This is a genomic window from Kitasatospora sp. NPDC088861 (assembly GCF_044750105.1).
GTDB lineage: Bacteria > Actinomycetota > Actinomycetes > Streptomycetales > Streptomycetaceae > Kitasatospora.
In genome coordinates this window covers 102487-118158 of the sequence record NZ_JBIVJF010000019.1, presented here as the reverse complement: position 1 = coordinate 118158, position 15672 = coordinate 102487, and the positions used below count along the sequence as shown (strand labels likewise).

14 protein-coding genes are annotated in these 15672 nt (G+C 74.3%); 7 read left to right on the top strand and 7 right to left on the bottom strand.

Going from position 1 to position 15672, the window contains the following annotated elements:
• Positions 1–431: 431 nt before the first annotated feature.
• On the bottom strand, positions 432–905 hold the full coding sequence (locus ACIP37_RS27130) for an ATP-binding protein (RefSeq protein WP_063348164.1): 474 nt from the start codon (positions 903–905) through the stop codon (positions 432–434).
• Positions 906–1523: 618 nt separating this feature from the next.
• Between ACIP37_RS27130 and ACIP37_RS27125 the strand changes: the two genes are divergently transcribed.
• Positions 1524–2183 carry a sigma-70 family RNA polymerase sigma factor gene (locus tag ACIP37_RS27125; protein WP_400808784.1) on the top strand — a complete coding sequence of 220 codons (660 nt, stop codon included), beginning with the start codon at positions 1524–1526 and terminating at the stop codon, positions 2181–2183.
• Positions 2180–3427, top strand: a complete 1248-nt coding sequence (locus ACIP37_RS27120; RefSeq protein ID WP_363632125.1) for a zf-HC2 domain-containing protein — start codon at positions 2180–2182, stop codon at positions 3425–3427. Before ACIP37_RS27125 ends, ACIP37_RS27120 begins: the two co-directional genes overlap by 4 nt.
• A gap of 67 nt (positions 3428–3494) precedes the next feature.
• Here the strand turns inward: ACIP37_RS27120 and purU are convergent, their stop codons facing one another.
• Positions 3495–4361, bottom strand: coding sequence for a formyltetrahydrofolate deformylase (gene purU, locus ACIP37_RS27115; protein WP_371517487.1), 867 nt, complete (start codon positions 4359–4361; stop codon positions 3495–3497).
• A gap of 163 nt (positions 4362–4524) precedes the next feature.
• A complete protein-coding gene (locus tag ACIP37_RS27110; protein ID WP_079135686.1) occupies positions 4525–5040 on the bottom strand; it encodes a hypothetical protein in 516 nt (171 codons plus the stop codon).
• Positions 5041–5214: 174 nt separating this feature from the next.
• On the opposite strand from ACIP37_RS27110, the gene ACIP37_RS27105 reads away from it, so the two are divergent.
• On the top strand, positions 5215–6513 hold the full coding sequence (locus ACIP37_RS27105; RefSeq protein ID WP_363632123.1) for an ABC transporter substrate-binding protein: 1299 nt from the start codon (positions 5215–5217) through the stop codon (positions 6511–6513).
• A 106-nt stretch (positions 6514–6619) separates the two neighbouring features.
• Here the strand turns inward: ACIP37_RS27105 and ACIP37_RS27100 are convergent, their stop codons facing one another.
• Together ACIP37_RS27100 and ACIP37_RS27095 are read right to left on the bottom strand one after the other, a co-directional pair.
• On the bottom strand, positions 6620–7849 hold the full coding sequence (locus ACIP37_RS27100) for a hypothetical protein (protein ID WP_363585008.1): 1230 nt from the start codon (positions 7847–7849) through the stop codon (positions 6620–6622).
• A 209-nt stretch (positions 7850–8058) separates the two neighbouring features.
• On the bottom strand, positions 8059–9435 hold the full coding sequence (locus ACIP37_RS27095) for a transcriptional regulator (protein ID WP_350877580.1): 1377 nt from the start codon (positions 9433–9435) through the stop codon (positions 8059–8061).
• A 315-nt stretch (positions 9436–9750) separates the two neighbouring features.
• On the opposite strand from ACIP37_RS27095, the gene ACIP37_RS27090 reads away from it, so the two are divergent.
• On the top strand, positions 9751–10455 hold the full coding sequence (locus ACIP37_RS27090; protein ID WP_371522710.1) for a bifunctional DNA primase/polymerase: 705 nt from the start codon (positions 9751–9753) through the stop codon (positions 10453–10455).
• Between the two features lie 546 nt (positions 10456–11001).
• Here the strand turns inward: ACIP37_RS27090 and ACIP37_RS27085 are convergent.
• Complete coding sequence (locus ACIP37_RS27085) at positions 11002–11694, bottom strand: metal-dependent transcriptional regulator (RefSeq protein ID WP_350877579.1); 693 nt, start codon at positions 11692–11694, stop codon at positions 11002–11004.
• Between the two features lie 222 nt (positions 11695–11916).
• Here ACIP37_RS27085 and ACIP37_RS27080 point away from each other — a divergent pair, with 222 nt between their 5' ends.
• From ACIP37_RS27080 to ACIP37_RS27070, 3 genes are all read left to right on the top strand, one after another.
• A complete protein-coding gene (locus ACIP37_RS27080) occupies positions 11917–12681 on the top strand; it encodes a sugar isomerase domain-containing protein (protein ID WP_363632121.1) in 765 nt (254 codons plus the stop codon).
• Positions 12682–12901: 220 nt separating this feature from the next.
• Positions 12902–13810 (top strand): DUF4231 domain-containing protein, encoded by a 909-nt coding sequence (locus ACIP37_RS27075; RefSeq protein WP_363585002.1) that lies wholly within the window; start codon positions 12902–12904, stop codon positions 13808–13810.
• Positions 13811–13833: 23 nt separating this feature from the next.
• The gene (locus ACIP37_RS27070; RefSeq protein ID WP_363585072.1) at positions 13834–14688 is read left to right on the top strand and encodes an alpha/beta hydrolase; all 855 of its coding nucleotides are present in this window, start codon (positions 13834–13836) and stop codon (positions 14686–14688) included.
• Positions 14689–14692: 4 nt separating this feature from the next.
• Here the strand turns inward: ACIP37_RS27070 and ACIP37_RS27065 are convergent, their stop codons facing one another.
• A complete protein-coding gene (locus ACIP37_RS27065; RefSeq protein WP_371517492.1) occupies positions 14693–15661 on the bottom strand; it encodes a 2-hydroxyacid dehydrogenase in 969 nt (322 codons plus the stop codon).
• Between the last annotated feature and the right edge of the window lie 11 nt (positions 15662–15672).

The window sequence follows — 15672 nt, the reverse complement described above, 5'->3', positions numbered from 1 at the left end:
CGGACGATCCACGACCGGACGGCTCTCGGCCGAGTGGCCGGAAAGCGACGCCGGATGACGGCGGGTCGGATGGCGGCCGGCCGCGTGCACCCCGAGCACGGCGCGGCCGGCCACCATCCAATCGCGACGCACGGGCCCTGAACCCGCGCCGCGCCCTCCGCACTCGCCAAGGAGCGCCCGCGACCGGCGATCCACGGCCCCCCTGCTGGCGTGGTCCCCCTGGACAACAGCACCGCGGCGGCGTTCGGGCGTCCCCTCGGCGTCCCCTCACTGACGGAGAGCCGCACCCAAGCGTGATCAGTCGGATACGTCACGTCAATGGGTAGTCCGAAATTCGGAATGGTTGCGTCAACTTTCGGCCGGTGATCTCCGCCGGCGATCACCGGCGGGATCGGCAGCGAACCGAGCGGGCCCCGGGGCTGCCGCTGCCGCTACTGCGCCAGCGCCGCCCAGTCCACGCCCGCCAGCGGGTCCGCCGGCCGGGCGTCCGCACCGATCTCGCACCACACCCGCTTGCCCGAGCCGTCCGGGAACCAGCCCCAGCGCTCGCAGAGCAGCTCGACCAGCTCCAGGCCGCGCCCGTTGGTGGCGTTCTCGTCCGCCCCGGCGTGCCGCGGGGCGGGGGCCGTCCGGCTCGCGTCGGCGACCTCCACCCGCAGCGGGCCGGCCGGCTCGCCGCCCGCCTGGTCCTCCTCCACCGGCAGACAGAGCCGCAGCACCGCCGGACACCCGGTGTGCACCACGGCGTTGGTCACCAGCTCGGAGACCACCAGCACCACCGTCTCGGCGACCGGCGCGTCCGGGTCCACCCCGTGGTTCAGCAGCCGCGAGCGCACCCACCGACGGGCCCGGCCGACCTCGGCGGGGTCCGCCTGCACCGCCAGCTGTACCTGAAGAACCTGCACCGCTCCACCACCCGCACTCGCAGTTCGGCCATCGTCCCGATCGGGCCGGATCGTCCAGCCGGCGAACCCTCGCACATCGCCCGGTGCCACCCGGGCCCTCGGCCGGGCTCCCGCCCGGCGCTCACCCGACCTGTCCCGTCCGGGCCAACTCGTCCGTCGCGCACTGGCCGTGACTCGATTACGCCTCAGGATGAGTGGGCGGACGGACCTCGGCAAGCGCTTCGGGCATATTCCAGCGATCGGGGGACAGCGCAGTGCATACTGTCCCGTTCACTCTCGCGAGCCTCGTACCGGCACTCGTCCGGCCCGGGCCGACCCGCCGGTCCCGCAGTGGCGAACCTACCTCCGGACGCCCCGCGCACCCGGCCCGCCACTCGCGAACCACCCGTGCGACATATGTCCAACGGCCTTCGAACAGTGGCCTCCAAGGACCGCCCCGCGCACGGGCCGCCGATCCGAGCGACGACCTGGCGACGACCCGGTTGGCGATCCGGCTGGCGACCCGGGCGACGATCCGCGGGCCCGGGTTCCGTTCTTCGGGGAATGCTCCCGCCGCCGACCGGCCGCAAGATACCGTTGGGTACGCCAGCGAAACCCGGGCAGGAGGGTTGGTTCCCGATGGCCACCCCCGACCGCGCGCCGCGCTGGGACGAGCAGCTCCAACGCCGCCTCGCCCGCGGCGAGGAGACCGCGCTCGGCGAGATCTACGACCAGCTCGCGCCGATGGTGCACGGACTGGCCGGGCGGATACTCGCCGACCAGGCCGCCGCCGCCCAGCTCACCCGGGAGATATTCGCCCAGGTCTGGGAGCACCCCGAGGACTTCGACCCCGCCCAGGGCTCGCTGCGCTCCTGGCTCGGCGCGCTCACCCACCGCCGCGCGGTCGACCGGCTGCGGGCGCGGCGGGCCGCCGAGCGGGTACCGGGCGGCCCGGGCAGCGGGCTTGACGGACCGGGAGGCAGCGAGGGCGCGGCCGAGGCGGAGATCCGCGCCGTGGCCACCGCCGCGCGCATGCAGTACGTGGTGGACTCCCTGCCCCAACCCCTGCGTGAGACCATCGCGGTGACGTACTACGACGGCCGCACCTACCAGGAGACGGCCCGGCTGCTCGGCATCAGCGAGCAGGCCGCCAAGCAGCGGATGCGGCTCGGCCTGGAACTGCTGGCCACCGAACTGGCCGAGGAGCGCGCCCGCCACGACGAACGGCACGGCCGCGAGGACGGCCGGGAAGACACGGACGACGCGGGCGACAGGGACGACGGGGACAGGGGCGCATGAGCGAGCGGAGCGAGCCCACCACCGAGGAGCGGCACGACGCCCTGCGCTCGCTGCTCGGCGCCTGGGCCCTCGGCGCCTGCCCGAGCCATGACGCCGCCGAGCTGGAGCGGCACCTGCGCACCTGCCCGGAGTGCGCCGAGGAGGCCGCCCGGCTGCGCGAGGCGGCGGGCTGGCTCGCCCTGGACGAGCCGCTGGACCAGCCCAACTCGCTGCGCCAGCAGGTGCTCGACTGGTGCCTGGCCCGCCGCCCGGCCGAACTGCCCGTCCCCGCCTGGGGCATGCCGTACACCGCGGAGACGGCCAAGCTCGACGCGCTGCTGCGCGACCTCGGCCCGGAGGAGTGGCAGGAGGTGGCCGACCTGCCGTGGCACGGCGGCACCGGGCGGCTGCGCCCGGCCGAGGTGCTGTGCCACCTCGCCGCCGTGGACGGCTATCTGGCGCTCGCCCTCGGCCTGCCCGACCCGGTGCCGGCCGGCCCGGGCGCCGCACCGGCCCCGGCCGCCCGGCGGGTGCCGCCGCAGGAGCCGGCCGCGCGGCCGCCGGCGCTCCGGATCCCGCCCCTGCTCCCGCCCCGGGTCCCGCCGCAGGGCGGGCCGTACGCCGGGATCGCCGAGCGCACCGCCCGGCTGGTCGCCGACCAGGCCGGCCTCCCGCCGCAGTCGGTGCGGGAGCGGTGGCGGCGGCAGACCCACGACCTGGTACGCACCGCCGCGCTCGCCCCGCAGGGCAACACCCCCGTCGACTACGGCTTCGCCGTGCTGCCGCTGCGCGACGCCTTCGTGGACCGCGCCTTCGAGTGCTACGTGCACGGCGAGGACGTGGCCCGCGCGGTCGCCTACCCGTACGACCCGCCGGCGCCCCAGCACCTGCGGCAGATGGTGGACCTGGCGGTCCGGATGGTCCCGCGGGCACTGGCCGACCTGCGTGCCGCCCGCGCCACCCGTCCCGAGCCCGCCGGGGCGCCGACCCTCCCGCCCGTGGCGGACCAGGGTCAGGGCCGGGGCCGGCGGCTGCGGCTGGTGATCGACGGCCCGGCGGCCGGCGAGTGGCTGATACCGCTGGACGGACCGGAGTCGGGGCCGTCCGGCGGCGAACCGGTGGCCTCGATGGTGCTGGACGGCCTGGAGCTCTGCCACTTGGCCGCCGCGCACCGCGATCCGGACCGGCTGCCGGTCGGCGAGCACGGCGACCGGGCCGCGATCCGCGAGGTGCTGCACGCCCTGCCGCTGCTGTCGCGGCCGTAAGCGGCCACAGCCGCCGCAACGGCGGCAACGGCGGCAACCACACCGACTGCCGACCGCCCCGGCCTCGCTACGCGAAGACCACCGTGCGGGTGCCGTTCAGCAGCACCCGGTGCTCGCTGTGCCACTTCACCGCACGGGCCAGCGCCTGGCACTCGACGTCCCGGCCGAGCGCGACCAGCTGGTCCGGGGTGACGTCGTGGGTCACCCGGGCCACCTCCTGCTCGATGATCGGGCCCTCGTCGAGGTCGGCGGTGACGTAGTGCGCGGTGGCGCCGATCAGCTTCACGCCCCGGGCGTGCGCCTGGTGGTAGGGCTTGGCGCCCTTGAAGCTCGGCAGGAAGGAGTGGTGGATGTTGATCACCCGGCCGGACAGCGCGGTGCACAGCTGGTCCGAGAGCACCTGCATGTAGCGGGCCAGCACGACCAGCTCGACGTCCTCCTTGGCGACCAGGTCCAGCAGCTGCTGCTCGGCGTCGGCCTTGGTGTCCCGGGTGACCGGGATGTGGTGGAACGGGACGCCGTAGCTCTCGGTCAGGTCGCGCAGGTCGGTGTGGTTGGACACCACCGCGGCGATCTCCACCGGCAGGGCACCGATCCGGGTGCGGTAGAGCAGGTCGTTCAGGCAGTGCCCGAACTTGCTGACCATGAGGACGATCCGCATCCGCTGCTCGGTCGGGTGGATCTGCCAGTCCATCCCGAACGAGGCCCCGATCGCCGCGAAGCTGGCCCGCAGCTTGTCGGCGGTGACCGGCTCGGCGGCGGAGAAGTGCACCCGCATGAAGAACAGCCCGCTGTCCCCGTCGCCGAACTGCTGGCTGTCGATGATGTTGCAGCCGGTCATGAAGAGGTAGCTGGAGACGGCGTGGACGATGCCCTGCTTGTCGGGGCAGGACAGCGTGAGGACGTACTGGGCGCTGGCCGGCTGCTGGTCCACTGGGGGTATCCCGTCCTGAGGTCGTGGCGTTCGTGGGTGGTCCAGCGTGTCACATCCTGGACAGCCGCCGCCCCGCTGCCCGTACTGCGGGACGGCACTGCTCAGCGGCCCGACCGGATACCCGGCCGGCGGCCCCGCCGTCGGCCCGGGCTCAGACCCGGGCTCAGACTCGGGTGAGGATGCGCAGCACGTCCAGCGACTTGGGCGCCGCGTCCGGGTCGTCCCCGTCGTTCACCGCCAGCGCGACGTGCGCCTCGCGCGCGGCCCGGACCGCCTCCGGCCAGCCGGGGTGGCCGAAGTAGGCGGAGGCGTGGGCGTCCGCGCCGACCTCGTGCAGCAGCTGGACCACCCGCAGCACCGCGACATCGACCAGGGCGGCCTCGGCGGAGTCGCGGAAGATCGTGCCCACGTACTTCTCGGCCGACCAGTGGTCCAGCCAGGTGTCCTCGACCAGCCGGTAGACGGCGTCGGTCACGTCGCCGTACCCCTCCCGGCCGTTCAGCCAGGTCTCCTGCTGGAAACCGGGGTCGGACAACATGTGCAGCGCCGAGCGCAGTCGGGCTCGCCAGCGCCACCAGGGCAGGTCGTTGAGCGGCATGCCGTTCATCGTGCTGGAGCGGTGGCCCGGACGAGAAGTGTTTCGGGCAGACCGATGCGAAGAATCTGTGCTGGCGGACATGGAGAACGATCGTACGTTCCCTGTCCGTTCGTACTCCACTCCCGATCTACACGCGTACCCCGCCTGATTTCAGCTCCCGTTACCCGGCCGTTCGTACTTCGGCCCTCTCGGCGTGTGGCGCCGGGGCTTGGCTTGCTCCGGTGCGCCGGATGGCGCCCCAGAGAGGGAAGACCGATGACCAGCCGAAGGGACCCGTTCCAGCCCCGGCACCAGTTCGCGCGGCGCCGCCGCCGCCCGATCGCCGCGGCCGCCACCGCCGCGGCCCTGTTCCCCACCCTCTTCTCGGCCTCCGCGTGCGGCGGACCGGCCGATGCCTCCACCAACGGCGGCGACCTCACCGTGATGACCTGGTCCCCGTCCGGCACCGGCTCCGCCGACCGGCCCGGCATGACCGCGCTCGCCGAGGCGATCGGCCGGGACGTCAACCTCAAGGGCGGACTGAACGGCCGCCGGCTTCAGGTGCTCACCTGCAACGAGCACAACACCTCCGAAGGCGCCAAGGCCTGCGCCCAGCGGGCGGTGGACGCCAAGGCGGTCGCCGTGATCGGCTCCTACAGCCAGTACGGCTTCGACTTCATGCCCGTCCTGGAGCGCGCCGGCATCCCCCTGATCGGCGGCTACGGGCTCTCCCAGCCCGAGTTCAGCAGCCCGCTCTCGTACCCGGTGGACGGCGGCATGCCCGCACTGATCGGCGGCAGCGGCCGTCAGCTGGTCGAAGCCGGCTGCAAGGCCGTCGCACTCGTCCGCCCGGACACCCCGTCCGGCGACAACCTGCTCGGCTACCTGGCCAACGCGCTCAAGCCGGCCGGCATCAAGCTGCTCGACGTCAAGGCGCCCGAGCAGTCCACCGACTACACGGCGGTGGCCCGCAAGGCGATCGGCAGGGACGAAGCGGCGAACTGCGTCACCAGCGCCCTCGCCGCCGAGCCGACCGGCAACCTGCTGGACTCCTACCGTCGGCTGAACCCGAGGAACACCCGGTTCGCCTCGGTGATCGGCAGCGTGCAGCAGTCGGTGGTCGACTCCACCGGCGGCGACTCCGGCCCACTGGCCGGCACCTACGTCACCAGCTGGTACCCGCCGGAGTCGGCGAAGGTCTGGGACGGGCTGCGCGCGGTGGTGCGCGCCGACACCACCGGCAGCCACACCATCGACGTCTCCGATCCCGGCGTGCAGACCACCTGGGTCGCGTACGAGGTGTTCCGGCTGGTCGCCGAGAAGGTCGCGGCGTCCGGCCGGCAGGTCACCGAGAAGACCGTCACCGGGCTGCTGGACAGCGGCGAGAGCATCGACGTCGGCCTCACCCCGCCACTGAACTGGGGCACCCCCAACATGCTGCCCAGCACCGAATCCCCGCGGCTGGTGAACACCTGGGTCACCTACCAGGTGGTCAAGGGCGGCCGGATGACCCTCCAGCAGCCGGGCTTCGTGGACATCCGCTGGGTGCTCACCGGGGGCCGCCCGCCGGCGTGACGCCCGGGCGGCGCAGGACGGCCGGTGAAGGACAGCCGACGCAGCACGGACGACAGGGGGACGGACGACGAAGGGGCGGGCCGGCGGGCCCGTTCCCCCGTCCGTCCTACAGGTCGCCGTCGCTGCGGCTGGGCAGGCCGGTCTGGGTGGCGATCGCGTTCCACAGGGTCGAGGCCTGCTTCTTCGCGGTGGTCGCCGTGCCGCTGGCCTGGACGGCGTTCTTGTAGTGCTGGTTGTCCAGCTTCTTGGGGTCACAGGCGCCGGGCGCCTGTGAGTCCCCGGCCCAGGCCGCGTACTCGTCGTCGGCCTGCGCGGAGGCGGTCCACGCCGCATTGAGCTGCTCGACCAGCTGCTGGCCGCCGGGCAGCTTGTCGGCCTTCAGCTGGCCGAGCTTGGTCTGGAGTTCGCGCCGCTTGCCGGCCGCGCCGGTGAGCGCCTGCTGCGACTCGGGCAGCTTGTCGCACTTCTGCACCGCGGCGACCGCGCCGACCACCGCCGAGCGGCTGTCGCTCGCGGTGCCGAGCAGGTCCGACAGCGGCTGCGCCTGGGCCTTGACCGCCGGGTCGACGGTGGTGCCCGAGCTGCTCGCGCTCGCCGTGCCGGGGGTGGCGCTGCCGGTGGCGGCCACCGGGAGGGTCTTCTTGGCGTCGGCGGCGGGGGTGGTGTCGTCCCCGTTCACCAGGACGGCGACCAGGATGCCGGCCACCGCGAAACCGGCCACCACCCCACCGATGATCAGCTTGTTGGACGGGCGGCCGCCCCGGGCGGCCGGAGCCTGCGCGCCCGCCTGGGTGGTGTCGAAGCCCTGCCCGTGGTCCTGGGCGTAGCCCTGCCCGTGCCCGTGGTCCTGCCCGTAGCCCTGGCCGTAGTTCTGCCCGTAGTCCTGACCGGGGTAGGCCGGCGCCGGCGGCGGCTGCCCGGCCTGCGAGTAGCCCTGGTAGCCGCCCGGGCCGGGCTGCTGCGGGTAGCCGGCCTGGGACTGGCCCGTGGGGTACCCGCCCGCGTACGGGTCCGCGCCCGGGTACGGCGGGAGGTGCTGCGTCTCCGGCGCCGGCTCGTGCTGCGGGACGCCGTAACCGGGCTGCGGAGCGCCGGCCCACGGGGCGGGCTGGGCCGGCATGGCCTGGGTCGGCCGCGCGTGCCCGCCCTCGCCGAGGTACTCCGGCTGCCCGGACGGCTGCCCCACCGGCGGCACGCCCGTCTGCCCCTGCGGGTGGCCCTGGGGGTGACCCTGCGGCTGGCCCGGCGCGCCGCCCTGGGTCTGGCCGGGCTCGGGGCGGAACAGGTCGTCCAGGTTGAAGTCACCCGAGTTGGGGTACGAGCGGCGCTGGCTCAACGCGATTCCTCACCTGTGCACGACCGCGCGCTGACGGCGGACCACATCTCGTCGGTTCTTGGGGGCATCACAGTTCCTTGGACGTCACGCCCACGCTACCGGTTCGCCGAACCGGGTGACCACGCGGGCGGGACATCCCTCACGCTCCCCTCACGCCGCCCCGCCGGGGCCCGGGGCCTTGGACCCGCCCTGGTGCCCCGGGCGCGACACTAGGCGGCCTCCGCATCCGCCCGGGCGTGGAACTCGCGGACCACCCGCTGCTCCCGGTAGGGCTCCAGCCTGCGCCGGAACTCGTCCAGGTACTCCACGCCCCGGTTGGACCGCAGCCCGCTCAGCAACCGGACCGCCTGCGCGCCCGTCTCACAGGCGCGTTCGAGGTCCCGCTGCTGCAACTGGGCGGTGGCGAGCAGGACGAGGTCCACCGCGCGGCGGCGGACCCGGGTCGGCGGGTGCAGGTCGAGCGCCCGGCGGGCGTAGTGCTCGGCCTGGCCGGCCTGCTCCAAGTCCCGGTGGCAGTGGGCCAGTTCGTCCGACAGGTAGGCGTCGTCGAAGTGGACGATCCAGTCCGGGTCGTCCTCCGGGCGGCGCTTCTCCATCATCTCCAGCGCCTTGGCCGACACCGCCTCGCAGGAGCGGGCGTCCCCCAGCAGGGCGTGGCCGCGGGCCTCGGCGGCGTAGAACATCGCCATCGCCGTCGGGGTGGCGACCGTCCGGGCGCCCTCCTGCGCGGCGCGGGCGAGCTGGGCGATCTCCCGCGGGTTGCCGAGCGTCGCCGCCAGGTGGCTCATCGACGCCGCCAGCACGTAGCCGCCGTAGCCGCGGTCGTCGGCCGCCTGGGCGAGCCGGAGCGCCTGGATGTAGTAGCGCTGGGCCAGGCCGGGCTGGCCGGTGTCCACCGCCATGTATCCGGCCAGTTCGGTCAACCGGGCCACCGCGGCGAAGAGTTGGCGCCCGGTCTCGTCCCGGTACGCCCCGCCGAGCAGGCTGGAGACCACCGAGTTGAGGTAGTGCACGACCACCGGGCGCACGTGACCGCTGCCGAAGCGGTGGTCCAGGTCGACCAGCATCGTGGTGGTGGCCTTGATCGCGGCCACGTCGGTCGGGCCGACCCGGGGGCCGCCGGTGCGGGCCACCACCGGGTCGGGCGGGGTGATCAGCCAGTCCCGGCTGGGCTCCACCAGCGCGGAGGCCGCGACCGTGGCCCCGGTCAGGAAGTCCCGCCGTCCGACGTCGCTGCGCCAGAGCTCGCAGACCTGCTCCAGGGCGGCGTTCAGGGTCGGCGCGAACTGGAGCCCGATACCGGAGCTGAGGTTCTTGCCGTCGGCCATGCCGATCTCCTCGACCGACACGCTGCGGCCGAGCTTGCGGCCGAGGGCCTCGGCGATCACCGCCGGCGCCTGCCCGCGCGGCTGCTGCCCGCGCAGCCAGCGGGCGACGGAGGTCTTGTCGTACCGCAGGTCCAGACCGTGCTCGGCGCCGCAGAGGTTGACCCTCCGGGCCAGGCCGGCGTTGGAGCAGCTGGCCTCCTGGATCAGTTGCTGCAGACGCTCGTTGGGCTGTCGTGCGACGAGTGGTCTTGCGGCCATTGGGTTTCGCCTCCCCACACCCTCCGGTCCCGGCCGGCGGGCGACGATTCTGCTGATCTGTTGCCGACTGTCCGACCGTCCAAGGAATCTGACACCAGGTTAGCGATCAGCAACGCCAGCGGGATACCCACGGTGACGATCCGCACCCCCCACGCGCCCTGGGAAATGCTCCTGTGCGCCCCCACTGCGCCTGCCTCCGCCCGCCTCAACTCGGTCGAGTAACCGGTTCGGGTGACATTGCCGGTATACGCCCAACCGGCTTGCGCCGGGCCGTAACCAGCCTCACACACGGTAGTTGAGCAGCGTGTGGAAGACATCCCCGACTCCCCCGACCAGGGCAAGACCGCCGCACTGCCCCCGCTGCTCATCGAAGCCGTCGGCTACGCCGAGAACCGCCACTGGGAGGTCGCTCCCGGCGCCTGGCTGATCGACGGCGACGGGCCCGCCCGCTGCTCCTGCGGCGACCGGCGCTGCCTGCTGCCGGGGGCCCACCCGCTCGACGCGGACTGGGCCCGCAAGGCGAGCGCCGGGCCGGGGGCGGTGCGGCGCTGGTGGACCGAGCGGCCGCAGGCCTCGATCCTGCTGCCCACCGGCCGGTCCTTCGACGTCCTGGACGTCCCGGAGACGGCCGGCTGCCTGGCGCTGGCGCGGATGGAGCGGATGGACCTCCAGCTGGGCCCGGTCGCGGTGCTGCCCGCCTCGCCCGGCCGGATCGGCCGGCGGCTGCACTTCCTGGTGCTGCCCGGGGTCGCGGCCAAGCTGCCGGAGATGCTCCGCAAGCTCGGCTGGCCGCCCGGTCGGCTGGACCTGGTGGCCCGCGGCGAAGGGGACTGGACGGTCGCCCCGCCCTCCCGGATCGGCGGCACCGGCTACGCCCAGTGGGCCCGCTCCCCCTCGGCGCTCAACCGCTGGCTGCCCGACGCCGCCGAGCTGATCAGCCCGCTCGCGTACGCCTGCGGACGCGAGGCGCCCGCGGCCGCCCACCCCCAGCCCGCCCAGCCGGCGGCAGCGGTGCGCTGAACGGGCGCGGCAACGGTTCACCGCCGCGGTTCACCGCCGCGGTTCACCACCCTGGTTCACCGTCTCGTGAACGGCCTCGTGAACCGCCCCGATTCACTGCCCCGATTCACCACCCCGTGAACGGCCGCCCTCCGCCTATCGGGTGAGGGCGCGCAGCGCGCGACACCCCGCGCCCGGCTGACGGGCCTTGTCTCCCACCGGAGGCGAGGCCCGTCACACGCATGTGCGGATAAGGCCTCCGTGTACCCGCTGACCATGGGCGAAAGCCCCCCGGACGAGTGACAACGCTCAAGGATTGCCATGATCGGCCGAGGGGAGGAATTGCGGTGCGAGGGGACGCCGGAGGGAGCGCTCGGACGGGGAAGCCGGGCGAGGCGGTGGAGGGGCCGGGAGGGAACGGAGGGGATGGGAGGGACGGAGGGGACAGGGAGGGAACGGGGAGGCGAAAGGGCCCGCTGCACGGGGAGCAGCGGGCCCTTCGCGTCGTTCCGGGAAGCACGTTCCCCGGGCCCGGAAGCGTTCCTCCGGGCCCGGGGGGCGCGTTCCTCAGGCCTGGGCGACGAAGACGTGCTGGGCGATGTCCTTGCCCAGCTCCGCCGCGTTCTCCCCGGTGCCGACCAGCACGCCGCCGACGCCGGCGCTGACCCGCACGGTGGAGCCCGGCCGGATCCCGGCCCGGCGCAGCGTGCGCATCAGTTCGCCGTCGGTCTGGATCGGCTCGCCGATCCGGCGGACCACCACGCTGGCGCCGCCGTCACCCGGCTTGACGGTGTCCAGCGGGACGAGCGCGGCGTCGAAGCCCTCGCCCTCGGCCTTGGCGTCGCCCAGCTCGTCCAGGCCCGGGATCGGGTTGCCGTACGGGGACTGGGTCGGGTGGCCGAGCATGGCGAGCACCTTTCGCTCGACCGTCTCGCTCATCACGTGCTCCCAGCGGCAGGCCTCCTCGTGGACCTGCTCCCACTCCAGTCCGATCACGTCGACGAGCAGGCACTCGGCGATGCGGTGCTTGCGCATGACGCGCACGGCGAGCCGGCGCCCGTCGTCGGTCAGTTCGAGGTGGCGGTCCCCCGCCACCTGCAACAACCCGTCGCGCTCCATCCGGCCGACCGTCTGGCTGACCGTCGGGCCGCTCTGCTCCAGTCGCTCGGCGATCCGGGCGCGCATCGGGACGATGCCTTCCTCCTCCAGCTCCAGGATGGTGCGAAGGTACATCTCAGTGGTGTCGATCAGCCCAGACATCGCCGCTGGCTCCGTTCTTCGGTGTCCTCACCGCCAATTCTGACGTACTGCACCGACAACCGGGCCCGCGCAAGGGCCCCGGGTCCCGGTTTTCGTTCCTGTTGACAGCGGTGCCGCCTGGGCGCCACGGTGCTCGCCGTAGCTTTCTCCACTGACGGCCCGGACCCGACCGGCCCGCCCCACCCGGCCGGCTCCCCCACCGGCAGAGAGCGAAGGCAACAGATGAACGACCTGGTCGGCCGGTACTTCGACGCCGCGATCGCCCATCTCCAGCGGGTCCGGGAGGAGGAGGCCGACGCCATCGAGGCCGCCGCGGCGCTGCTCGCCGAGGCGATCACCGAGGGCCGCCGGGTGTTCACCTTCGGCGCCGGGCACTCCGCGCTGCCGGCCCAGGACGTGGTCTACCGGGCCGGCGGGCTGGTCCCGATGAACCTGTTGAACGTCCCCGGGATGGCGGGGGTGACGGTGATGCCCGCGCCGCTGGCCAGCGCGCTGGAGCGGGTGTCCGGCCTGGCCACCACCACCCTGGACCTGACCCCGGCCGCCTCCGGCGACCTGCTGTTCGTGATCTCGCTGTCCGGCCGCCAGGTGATGCCGGTCGAGCTGGCCCGGTACGCCCGGGACCGCGGCCTGAAGGTGATCGGCGTGACCTCGCTGGCGTACCCGGGCGAGGTGCCCCCGGCGCACCCGTCCGGCACGTACCTGAAGGACAACTGCGACGTGGTGCTGGACAGCAAGATCGCGGTCGGGGACGGCGAGCTGACCCACCCGGCCGCCGAGACCACCTTCGGCCCGGTCTCCACCATCGTGACCAGCGCGCTCATGCAGGCCGTGGTCGCCTCGGCGGTCGGCCGGCTGGCCGACGCGGCGGCCGAGGGCACCGCCGCGGCCCCGCCGCTGTTCCGCTCCGGCAACGTCCCCGGCGGCACCGAGTGGAACGCCAAGCAGATGGCCGACAACGCCGACCGGATCCTCTACACCTACTGACGCCCACCGGTCGCGCCCACGGGCACGCCGGGCCACGCAGGGTGTCCGCCCGCCCACCGAACGTACCCGGGCCGGACAATCCACCGGGGCATCCCGGCCATTGCGGGCGGCCCGGGGGCGGGCCAGGCGTACCGGGAAGCCGCCCGGGGCAGGAGGGCGGTGCGACCGGAGCGACGGGTGGGGGCCGGACATGGCGTCTGGGGCGGGACGGACGGGGTGGGTGCGCGAGCGGGAACTGCTGCCCGGGTTCTTCTGGGCCGCCGACGCGGCCTCGCTGCGCGGCCAGCGGCGTTCGGTGCTGCTCTCCGCCTGGGAGCTGCTCCTGCTGGTGGCCGCCGCCGCGACCGGCTCGGCCGACGGCGAGCCGTGGGCCTGGCCGGCGGCCGCCGCCTACCTCGGCGCGATCGTCCTCGCGGTGGTGATCAGCCGGCAGAACCCGCAGGGGCTCTGGTACGAGGGCCGGGCCGCCGCCGAGTCGGTCAAGACGCTGGCCTGGAAGTTCGCCGTCCGGGCGGACGCCTACCAGCCGCCGCCGCACACCCTGCCGGACGCGGAGGGCCTGTACCGCGTCCAGCTCGGCGGGGTGCTGGGCGCCTTCCGGGACAGCCGGGTGGTCACGCCGGGCGCCGGGGCGGAGCTCGCCGGGATCACGGCGGCGATGCGCGACCTGCGCGAGCAGCCGCTCGCGGTGCGGCGCGAGGTGTACCTGCGGGAGCGGATCCAGGTGCAGCACGACTGGTACCGCGCCAAGTCCCGGTACTGCGCCCGGGCCGGAGCCCTGGCGGGGGTGCTGGGCGTGGTGCTCCCGGCGCTCGGGCTGGTGCTCGCGGTGCTGCGGGCGCTCGGCGCGTTCACCTACGACGCGTTGGGCACCGTCTCGGCGGTGGCCGCCTCGATCACCGCGTGGGCGCAGCTGCGCCAGTACCGCCCGCTGGCCGCCGCGTACGGGCTGGCCGCCGACGAGCTGGAGCTCATCCGGCGCCAACTGGCCCGGCTGGACGTGGAGTCGGCGGACGCCGAGGAGCTCTGGGCCCGGCTGGCCCGGGACGCCGAGGACGCGGTCTCCCGCGAGCACACCACCTGGCAGGCCCGCCGGGAGATCCGCACCACCACCGACCGGGACCACTGAGGAGGCCGCAGGTGTCGTTACGGATGGTCAAGGCCCCGGACGGTCGCGCCCTCGCCGTCGAATCCCTGGGCGACCCGCGCGGCCGCCCGGTGTTCCTGCTGCACGGCATGCCCGGCAGCCGGGTGGGCCCGCACCCGCGCAGCACCGTGCTGTACCGGCTGGGGGTGCGGCTGATCTCCTACGACCGGCCCGGCTACGGCGACTCGACCCGCCAGTTCGGCCGCCGGGTGAGCGCGGCGGCCGCCGACGTGCGGGCCATCGCGGACGACCTCAAGCTGGACGGCTTCGCGGTGCTCGGCCGCTCCGGCGGCGGCCCGCACGCGCTGGCCTGCGCGGCGCTGCTGCCGGAGCGGGTCAGCCGGGTGGCGGTGCTGGTCGGCCTGGCGCCGCGCAACGCGGCCGGCCTGGACTGGTACGCCGGGATGACCCCGTCGAACGTGCACGCCTACCAGGAGGCGGAGCGCGGGCACGGCCGGATCGCCGACGCGATGGAGTTCCGCTCCCGGCAGATCAAGGACGACCCGGTCCGGCTGCTGAACGGGCTGCGGCCCGAACTGTCGCCCGCCGACCGGGAGGTGGTGGCCGACAGCGGGCTGCGGCGGATGCTGCAGAGCAACTACCGGGAGGCGTTCCGGCACGGCGCGGACGGCTGGATCGACGACGTGCTGGCGTTCACCGCCGACTGGGGGTTCAAGGTCGAGGACATCGCGGTGCCGAGCTGGCTGTGGCACGGCACCGACGACCAGTTCTCCCCGGTCGAGCACTCCCGCTGGCTGGGCGACCACATCCCCGGCGCCGAGCTCTTCCTGGAGCCCGGCGCCGCGCACTTCGGCGCTTTCCGGGTGCTGACCACCGCCCTGGCCTGGGCGGCGGGCTAAGGCCTCAGGCCGTCACCGGGGTGACCGGCGCTCCCCCGCCCAGCACGGCCAGGACGTTGTCCACGGCCAGGCCGCCCATCGCCTGCCGGGTGGCGACGGTGGCACTGCCCAGGTGCGGGGCCAGGACGGCGCGTTCCTGGGCGAGCAGCGCGGACGGGACGGCCGGCTCGTGCTCGAAGTTGTCCACGGCGGCGGCGAACAGCGCGCCGGACTCCAGCGCGCCGGCCAGCGCCTCCTCGTCCACCACTCCGGCGGTCATGCTGACCACCACCGCCCCGCGCGGCAGCAGGGCGAGGCGGCGGGCGTCCAGCAGGTGCCGGGTGGCGGCGCTGAGCGGGGCGGTGACGACCAGCACCGTGGAGTGGGCGAGCAGGTCCTCCAGCGGCCGCCAGGTGGCGCCGTCGGCCTGCTCGGGCGGCAGCTCGCGGCGGTTGTGGTAGCTGACCGGCATGTCGAAGGCGCGGGCCCGGCGGGCCACCGCCTGCCCGATCCGGCCCATGCCGAGCACGCCCAGCGGGGTGCCGGCCAGCTCCATGCCGAGCAGGAAGTTCGGCGCCCAGGTCCAGGGGCTGCCGGAGCGCAGCAGGCGCTCGCCCTCGCCGAGGCGGCGGGTGGCGGCCAGCAGCAGCGCCCAGGCCATGTCGGCGGTGGCGGTGGTGAGCACGCCGGGGGTGTTGGAGACCAGCACGCCGCGTTCGGCGCAGGCGGCCAGGTCGATGTTGTGGTGCCCCACGGCGTGGTTGGCGACGATCTCCAGGGACGGCCCGGCCGCGTCCAGGAACTCGCCGTCGACCCGGTCGTCCAGGGTGGTGAGCACGGCACGGCGGTCGCGGACGGCGGCCAGCAGGTCGGCCCGGGCCATCGCCTGGTCGGAGTCGTGGCAGGTGACGGTGTGGCGCGCGGTGAGCCGTTCGATCACCCCGGGCGCGAGGCGCCGGGTGACCAGGACCGGGGGCGGCGTCTGCTTGCTCATGGTCCCGCAGC

Excerpts from the sequence above, each read along its gene's own strand:
- ACIP37_RS27125 (WP_400808784.1), top strand. The coding sequence starts at position 1,524 with ATGGCCACCCCCGACCGCGCGCCGCGCTGGGACGAGCAGCTCCAACGC.
- ACIP37_RS27120 (WP_363632125.1), top strand. The coding sequence starts at position 2,180 with ATGAGCGAGCGGAGCGAGCCCACCACCGAGGAGCGGCACGACGCCCTG.
- ACIP37_RS27110 (WP_079135686.1), bottom strand. The coding sequence starts at position 5,040 with ATGTCCGCCAGCACAGATTCTTCGCATCGGTCTGCCCGAAACACTTCT.
- ACIP37_RS27105 (WP_363632123.1), top strand. The coding sequence starts at position 5,215 with ATGACCAGCCGAAGGGACCCGTTCCAGCCCCGGCACCAGTTCGCGCGG.
- ACIP37_RS27095 (WP_350877580.1), bottom strand. The coding sequence starts at position 9,435 with ATGGCCGCAAGACCACTCGTCGCACGACAGCCCAACGAGCGTCTGCAG.
- ACIP37_RS27085 (WP_350877579.1), bottom strand. The coding sequence starts at position 11,694 with ATGTCTGGGCTGATCGACACCACTGAGATGTACCTTCGCACCATCCTG.
- ACIP37_RS27080 (WP_363632121.1), top strand. The coding sequence starts at position 11,917 with ATGAACGACCTGGTCGGCCGGTACTTCGACGCCGCGATCGCCCATCTC.
- ACIP37_RS27070 (WP_363585072.1), top strand. The coding sequence starts at position 13,834 with ATGGTCAAGGCCCCGGACGGTCGCGCCCTCGCCGTCGAATCCCTGGGC.
- ACIP37_RS27065 (WP_371517492.1), bottom strand. The coding sequence starts at position 15,661 with ATGAGCAAGCAGACGCCGCCCCCGGTCCTGGTCACCCGGCGCCTCGCG.